Source organism: Burkholderia sp. MSMB1826 (assembly GCF_001526325.1).
GTDB lineage: Bacteria > Pseudomonadota > Gammaproteobacteria > Burkholderiales > Burkholderiaceae > Burkholderia.
The window spans coordinates 134,019-141,203 of sequence record NZ_LOYN01000016.1 but is presented as its reverse complement, the minus strand read 5'-3'; the positions used below and the strand labels follow the sequence as shown (position 1 = coordinate 141,203).

The window sequence follows — 7,185 nt, the reverse complement described above, 5'->3', positions numbered from 1 at the left end:
TTTCCTCGAGGCCGAACAGGTAGAAACTGCCGAGCGCCTTCTGCGCGTTCAGGTCGCCGCGTTCGGCGGCCTCGCGCATCCACTTGAGCGCCTGGTAGCTGTCCTGGCGCACGCCGTCGCCGCGGAAGTAGCGCAGGCCGAGATCGTAGGCGGCCTTCGGCTGGGTTTTCGCGGTTTGCTTGAGCGCGGCGATGCGCGGGTCCTCGCGGTCTTCCGCATCGTCCTTTTTTTGATAGGAGACCTGATCTTTAGGGCGATCGGAACAACCTGTGTCGTCGCAGATCCGTACCGTGCCGGCGGTAACCGACGGATCCTGCGCGCACGCGGCCAACAGCAACAGCAGCCCCGGTGCGAGTAGACGGCGATACATGGGTACTTTCCTCAAGTTTTATTGGCGCCGCAATTCTTCGAGCTATCCCATCCCCGCGAGCGTTTACCCGGTCGCGCGCGGCGCAGCGGATACAATCCGCGCACGCCGACACGCTGCCAAGGCTCTCTCAGGTTCTCTCTTCGAATCGTTCCGTCACTGCTTCATTGCTGCCGCTTCGCGCTGATCCGACTGTGCCGGTATCGATCCCAAACCTGACGCAGCAAACAATAGTGACGTGGTGAGCAATAATAATGGAGAAAAATGGCATGTCAAGACCATTCGCGTGTTTAAAGTTTGCGTAGTGCGTCAGCTTTGATATGCTCTTCCTCGCCAAAACCCTTGGAGACCCCATCGAGATGTCCACCACCGAGCAGGCCAACGTCGATCTCATCACCGCCAACAAGGTGCGCGATCTCCTGAACCGGAACGGCATTCCGCCGCGAAGTCACAACACGACGATCGCGAACGTGCTCGGCCTGAGCTTCTCGGTCGTCACGCGCAAGATGAAAGGCCTGATCCCGTGGAACCTGTCGCAGTTGCAGGACATCGCGACGCACTTCGGCGTGCCGCCCGCGATCCTGCTCGACGACAAGGGCACGCAGCCGGCCGCGGCGGAGATGATCGACGCGACGTTCGTGATCGAGTCGAAGCGCCTGCGCTGCCGCGCCGCGATCTCGACGAAGGCCACCAGCCAGATCGAAACGGACTTCGTCGCGCTGCAATGGCAGGGCGAATGGATCGTCACCGAACGCCAGCACGCACGCGAGGGCCGCACGTATCCGGTCGACGTGATCGAGCTGCGCTCGGCGCAGCCGAACGTGTACGCGGCGCGGATCGCCGTGGTCGACGATTCGCACGACGTCGCCGAAACGGTCTGCGAATATTTCATCGAGAAAGGCGTGAACGCGATTCCGTACTTCGACGGCGCGAGCTTCCGCAAGGCGCTGGAAGTCGAGGATTTCGACGGCTACATCCTCGACTGGATGCTCGGCGACCAGACGGCCGCCGAACTCGTGCGCGGCATCCGCTCGAGCGAGAACAGCGGCGCGCCGATCTTCCTGCTGACCGGCAAGATCTCGACCGGCGAAGCGAGCGAGGACGAGATCGCGCACATCGTGTCGCACTACAACGCGCGCTGCGAAGAAAAGCCGGTGCGCCTGCCGATCCTGTTCGCGGAAGTCGCCCGCGAATTGAAACTCACGCTGCCGGCCGCGGCGGCCACGAACTGAGAACCGAAAACCGACGCCGGGACGACAACCGGCTACACCCACCACCAGACCGAGGGAAAAGACATGCGTATTTCGACCATCTGGACCAAAAGCCTGCTGACGGCCTGCCTGCTCGGGATGGCCGCCGCGGCATGGGCCGCTTCGTCGTTCACGTTCACCGTCGACGGCAAGATCGGCAAGAGCAACCAGCAGGGGAAAACGGCCTACGTCTTTTCCGAGCAGGCGCTGATGGCGCTGCCGCAGCATACGATCGTCACGTCGACGAGCTGGACGCCGAAGGCGACCTTCACCGGCCCGCGCCTGTCCGACGTGCTGAAGACGGTCGGCGCGCACGGCACGCAGATCGAATTCCGCTGCATCGACGAATACACGTTCACGATTCCCGTCTCCGACGCCGACAAGTACGGCGTGATCCTCGCGCGGACGATGAACGGCAAGGTGCTCGGCAACGACAACTACGGCCCGCTGTGGATCATGTATCCGCGCGACCAGTATCCCGACGAGCTGAAAACGCCGCTCGGCGAAGCCAAGTTCGCATGGCAGATCATCGGTCTGACCGTGAAGTGAAATGACGCGGCGGCAATGGAAAAATAGAAAAGTCATCCTGGTCCTCGGCTCGCTGTGGATCATGGGGTTCGCCGCGTGGGCGTTCCTGCTGTGGGATCTCCTCGCCACCTCGGTCAACGAGGGCGTGCTCGAGGGGCCGCGCGAAGGCGTGTTCTGGACCGCCGCGCAGTACCGCAACGTCTACACGCGCTTCGACCGGCAATTGATTCTGTACGCGACGCACGAGGACGAAGACTTCGATCACGTCCAGATGCAGCTCGACAGCCTGTCGGTGTCGTTCGGCTTCCTGCAGCGGCCGTCCGAAGTGTCCGAATACTGGTTGCGCATCCCGCGCGCGCGCAACGAGATCGACGCGCTCGGCGAATTCATGACGCGCCTGACGCGCGAGGTGCCGCTGCTGCGCGATTCGCCGCAGCAGGCGCGGCAGGTGATCGACGAAGTCACCGCGTACTGGCCGAAGGTCAACGGCCTCGCGAACTACTTCCGCGCGATCGAAATGTCGCAGCGCGATTTCACGTTCCATCAATTGAAGGACAAGCAGCGCGCGATCCTGATCCTCGGCATCGTGCTCGGCGTGATCCTGTGCGCATTGTTCCTGCTGCTGCTCTATACGATGCGCACGCGCGACGACCTGCTCGAACGGCAACACGCGGCGCTCGATGCGGAACGCAAGGCGTCCGACCGCGCGTTCGAGATGATCGAGGCGAAGAACGCGTTCCTCGGGATGGTCAGCCACGAACTGCGCACGCCGCTGCAGGCGATCTGCGGATCGATCGAGATCCTGCTCGCGCGAGCGCAGTCCGACGCGAACCTGAAGACGATCCGGCGGCTGCAGAATTCGGCGCTGTCGCTCGAAGCGCTCGTCAAGGACCTCACCGATTACATCAAGCTGCGCTCGACGAAGCGCGCCGCCGAACTGGATACCGTCGGCATCGCGCCGCTGCTGGCCGAAGTGCTCGAACCGCTGCGCGAGAAGATCGCGGCGAAACGGATCGCGGTCACTCAGCTCGTCGAGCCGCCCGGCCTCGCGATCCGCTCCGATCGCAAGCTGCTGCGGCAGGTGCTGTCGAACCTGATCGAGAACTCGGTCAAGTACACGGCCGGCGGCTCGATCACGGTGGCGATCACGCTCGCCGACGCGGCGGCCGGCCGGCGGGTGAGGATCGCCGTGCGCGACACCGGCGCCGGCATCGCGAAGCAGCATTTGCCGAAAATCTTCGAGCCGTTCTATCGCGCGAACGACGCGGTCGGACTGCACGTCGACGGGATCGGCATGGGGCTCGCGGTCGTGCGCGAAATCGTGACGACGCTGCGCGGTCATGTGGACGTGCGCAGCGTGGTCGGCGAAGGCAGCGAGTTCGTCGTGACGCTGCCCGTCGAAGTACCCGACATCGATACGGGCACGGGCGGCAGCGCGGCCGACATGCCCGCGCTGCCGCCCGTGCTGGCGCACCTCGGGCGACGCGCGCTGGTGGTCGACGACAACGACAACGCGCGCGAAACGCTCGGCGCGATGCTGTCGGCGCTCGGCATCGAGGCCGATCTGTGCGGCACCGGGCAGGAAGGCGTCGCGCGCTTCGGTACGGGCCGCTACGACCTCGTCGTGCTCGATCTCGAACTGCCGGACCTGAGCGGATTCGACGTGGCGCGGCGCATTCGCGCGGTGGCGCAACCCGACGACGACGACCGGCATCCTGCGATCCTCGGCGTCAGCGCGTATGAATCGGCAGCGCTGCGCGAGGACCAGCGGGTATTCGACGCATTCCTGCCGAAGCCGGTTCACCTGCGCGAACTCGGCGCGCTCGTCGAGACGCTGCTCGCCTGAGCCGCGCCCACGCGGCATCACGCGTTCCCGCTCGTCCTGCTACTCGCCTGCTCGTCTACTCGCCGATCAGATGCAGCACGACGTCGCGCCGGTGCGCCGCGCGCCGATGCTCGAACAGATAGATCCCCTGCCACGTGCCGAGCACCATGCGCCCGTGCTCGACCGGAATCGACAGCTGCACCTGCGTGAGCGCCGTGCGCAGATGCGCGGGCATGTCATCAGCGCCTTCGGTGTCGTGCTCGTAGCGCGTGTCGTCCTCGGGCGCGAGCGTCGCGAAATAGCGTTCGATATCGCGCTGCACCGACGGATCCGCGTTCTCCTGGATCAGCAGGGACGCCGACGTGTGGCGGCAGAACACGGTAAGCAAGCCGGTGCGGATCGCCTGCTGGTCGACGAACGCCCGTACCTGCGGCGTGATTTCGACGAGGCCGCTGCCGCGCGTATCGACGCCGACGTGCGTGATGGCCTGTTGCATTGCCATGACCTCAGCCCAGCGCGGCGAAGCCTTCGGCTTCGATCTGCTTCGCGTCGGCGGGGCGCACGACCCGCGCGACTTCGACCCCATCGCGCAGGAATACCAGCGTCGGCCACAGCTTCACGCCGAACGAGCGACCGAGCGGACGGCCGGGGCCGTCCTCGATCTTCAGGTGCCGCACGGCAGGATGCTCGGAGAACGACGCCGCGATCGCGGGCTGCGCGCCTGCGCAGATCCCGCACCAGTTCGCGCCGAATTCGATGACGGTTGCGCCGCTCAATGCGTCGACTTCCGCGCGGGTCGGCGCGTTGGCGGTATAGCGTTGCTCGGTGTCCATCAGGCCCTCGTGTACGTTGGCGGAACGTGACTGCGCGCGCCGGCGCGATGCGGGCGGGTGCGGCCTTCGATTTCTTACTGTAGCGGAAAAGCCCGCGCGCTGCCGGCGCGGTCCGCGCGCATCGTCCGGAATGACACGACAAGAATCGGAGCGCCGCATCGCCGCGACGGGATCAGCATGGGAACGGATCCCGTCAACGAGGCTTCGACCATGAATGCGCCGCATTGCGTCACCGAACCGAACATCCTCTACTTCGGCACGCCCGTCGTGCTGGTCAGCACGCTGAACGAAAACGGCACGGCCAATCTCGCGCCGATCTCGTCCGCGTTCTGGCTCGGCTGGCGCGGCGTGATCGGCATCGCCGCCAGTTCGCAGACCACCCGCAACCTGCTGCGCACCGGCGAATGCGTGCTGAACCTGCCGTCGTCGGCGCAGGCGGACGCGGTCGACCGGATCGCGCGCACGACGGGCACGTACCCGGTACCCGACGGCAAACGCGCGAAGGGCTACGTATTCGAACCGGACAAGTTCGGCACGGCCGGGCTGACCGAAGCGGCATCGCAAACCGTCACGCCGCCGCGCGCGCTCGAATGCCCGGTGCACATGGAGGCGGTCGTCGCGGCCACCTACGGAATCGGCGACGACACGCCCGACCTGCGCGGCCGCATCCGCGTGTTCGAGCTGCGCATCCAGCGCGTGCACGTGCATCCCGACCTGCTGATGGACGGTCATCCGGACCGCATCGATCCGGACAAGTGGTCGCCGCTGATCATGAGCTTCCAGAAGTTCTACGGGCTGGCGCCGCGGCAGGTGCATCCGTCGCGGCTCGCCGAGATTCCCGAACGCGCGTATCGCAGCCCCGACATCGAGCGTTCGCGCGACGCTGGCACGCTGGCCGGTAGCGCACCGGTAATGACGCGCGCGGGAGAACGCCTGTGAATCCGATACGCCGTCCTGCTGCCACCCGTGCGGTCGATGTCGCCGCGCCGGCCCGGCACCGCCTCGTGCTGCCGGCGCTGTGCATCGCCGTGCTGATCGCGCAGATCGACACGGCGATCGTCAATCTCGCGACCGAACCGATCGGCGCCGCGTTCGGCGCCCGCGTCGGCGCGCTGCAATGGGTGATCGACGCGTACAACCTCGCGTATGCGGTGCTGCTGCTTACGGGCGGCCTGATCGGCGACCTGTACGGTCGGCGGCGTGCATTCGTGCTCGGCGCGACTGTGTTGAGCGGCGCGTCGGTCGTGTGCGCACTCGCGCCGACGCTGGACGTGCTGATCGCGGGCCGCGCGCTCGCCGGCGCGGGCGCCGCGCTGCCGATCCCCGCGTCGCTCGCGATCGTCCGCGTGCTCTGGCGCGATCCGGCCGAACGCGCACGCGTGCTCGGCATCTGGGCCGCGTGCGGCGGCATCGCGATGATCGTCGGCCCGACGCTCGGCGGCGTGCTGATCCACGCGTTCGGCTGGCGCAGCATCTTCGGCGTCGTGATTCCGTTCGGCATCGCCGCGATCGCACTCGCTAGCGCCGTCGTGCCGGAATCGGCCGATCCGCAGGGCCGGCGCTTCGATCCAGCCGCGCAGGTGCTCGGTGCGATCGCGATCGGCTGCGTCGTATTCGCGACGATCGACGCGCGCCACGCCCTCCTGCGCGCGGCGCTGCTGATCGGGACCGGCGTGGCCGCGATCACGCTGTTCGTGCGGATCGAACGGCGGCTCGGCACGGCCGCGCTCGTGCCGCTCGACCTGTTCGCGAATCGCACGTTCCGCGGGATGCTGGTCGGCAACGGCGCGATGACGTTCGGCGGCTACGGAATGCTGTTCGTGCTGCCGCTCGCATGGCAAAGCCACCACGTGCTCGACGCCAGCGGCGCCGGCCTCGCGCTGCTGCCGATGTCGGTGCCGTTCGCGCTCGTGTCGTTCGGCTCCGGTGCCGTTGCGGCCCGCGTCGGCGCACGCACTGCCGGCGCTGGCGGCGTCGCGCTGATGGGGCTCGGGCTCGCCGCGATCGGCATCGGCGCGGCCGGGTCGACGAATCCGCACGCGCCGATGCTCGCGTGGGCCGAGGCGGGGCTCGCGCTGACCGGCACGGGCCTCGGCCTCGCGGTCGGCTCGCTGGCCGCGACGGCCGTCGGCGCGGTCGACGCCGCGCGCGCCGGCACGGCGGCATCGCTGATGAACGTGACGCGGATGATCGGCGCGGTCTTCGGCGTCGCGCTGCTGGGCGCGCTGTACGACGCGTGCGGCGGCGGCGCGTCGGGGCTGCGGGTCGCGATGCTGACGGGCAGCGCGCTGCAGCTCGCGGGCGCGGCGCTCGCGTGGCGCACGGCCGGCACCGGCACGCGGGCCGGCGCACCGAGGCCGATCGGATAAGATACGGCCGGCC

At 67.3% G+C, this 7,185-nt stretch carries 7 protein-coding genes and 1 pseudogene; 5 read left to right on the top strand and 3 right to left on the bottom strand.

All coding sequences use genetic code 11. From position 1 onward, the window contains the following. Window positions 1–370 (bottom strand): annotated as a pseudogene (locus WS95_RS10335) (SEL1-like repeat protein); the annotation flags it as partial. Between the two features lie 356 nt (window positions 371–726). Between WS95_RS10335 and WS95_RS10330 the strand changes: the two are divergent. The 3 genes from WS95_RS10330 (at window position 727) to atsR (ending at window position 3,991) form a co-directional block, all read left to right on the top strand. Beyond that, on the top strand, window positions 727–1,599 hold the full coding sequence (locus tag WS95_RS10330) for a response regulator (protein ID WP_034205623.1): 873 nt from the start codon (window positions 727–729) through the stop codon (window positions 1,597–1,599). Between the two features lie 63 nt (window positions 1,600–1,662). Beyond that, window positions 1,663–2,166 (top strand): molybdopterin-dependent oxidoreductase, encoded by a 504-nt coding sequence (locus WS95_RS10325; protein ID WP_059823724.1) that lies wholly within the window; start codon window positions 1,663–1,665, stop codon window positions 2,164–2,166. A gap of 1 nt (window position 2,167) precedes the next feature. Then, entirely contained in the window at window positions 2,168–3,991 is a 1,824-nt protein-coding gene (gene atsR, locus WS95_RS10320; RefSeq protein ID WP_059823722.1) for a hybrid sensor histidine kinase/response regulator AtsR, read from the top strand. Between the two features lie 55 nt (window positions 3,992–4,046). Here the strand turns inward: atsR and WS95_RS10315 are convergent, their stop codons facing one another. Next, on the bottom strand, window positions 4,047–4,466 hold the full coding sequence (locus WS95_RS10315; RefSeq protein ID WP_059793622.1) for a secondary thiamine-phosphate synthase enzyme YjbQ: 420 nt from the start codon (window positions 4,464–4,466) through the stop codon (window positions 4,047–4,049). A gap of 10 nt (window positions 4,467–4,476) precedes the next feature. Continuing rightward, on the bottom strand, window positions 4,477–4,803 hold the full coding sequence (locus WS95_RS10310; RefSeq protein ID WP_034205626.1) for a thioredoxin family protein: 327 nt from the start codon (window positions 4,801–4,803) through the stop codon (window positions 4,477–4,479). Window positions 4,804–5,013: 210 nt separating this feature from the next. Between WS95_RS10310 and WS95_RS10305 the strand changes: the two genes are divergently transcribed. Both WS95_RS10305 and WS95_RS10300 read left to right on the top strand, forming a co-directional pair. Next, on the top strand, window positions 5,014–5,742 hold the full coding sequence (locus WS95_RS10305) for a flavin reductase family protein (RefSeq protein WP_059823720.1): 729 nt from the start codon (window positions 5,014–5,016) through the stop codon (window positions 5,740–5,742). After that, complete coding sequence (locus WS95_RS10300; RefSeq protein WP_059823718.1) at window positions 5,739–7,172, top strand: MFS transporter; 1,434 nt, start codon at window positions 5,739–5,741, stop codon at window positions 7,170–7,172. The genes WS95_RS10305 and WS95_RS10300 overlap by 4 nt, the downstream gene beginning before the upstream one ends. Window positions 7,173–7,185: the final 13 nt, after the last annotated feature.

Bases quoted from the DNA above. Each gene is read 5' to 3' on its own strand.
- WS95_RS10330 (WP_034205623.1), top strand. From the start codon at position 727: ATGTCCACCACCGAGCAGGCCAACGTCGATCTCATCACCGCCAACAAG.
- WS95_RS10325 (WP_059823724.1), top strand. From the start codon at position 1,663: ATGCGTATTTCGACCATCTGGACCAAAAGCCTGCTGACGGCCTGCCTG.
- atsR (WP_059823722.1), top strand. From the start codon at position 2,168: ATGACGCGGCGGCAATGGAAAAATAGAAAAGTCATCCTGGTCCTCGGC.
- WS95_RS10315 (WP_059793622.1), bottom strand. From the start codon at position 4,466: ATGCAACAGGCCATCACGCACGTCGGCGTCGATACGCGCGGCAGCGGC.
- WS95_RS10310 (WP_034205626.1), bottom strand. From the start codon at position 4,803: ATGGACACCGAGCAACGCTATACCGCCAACGCGCCGACCCGCGCGGAA.
- WS95_RS10305 (WP_059823720.1), top strand. From the start codon at position 5,014: ATGAATGCGCCGCATTGCGTCACCGAACCGAACATCCTCTACTTCGGC.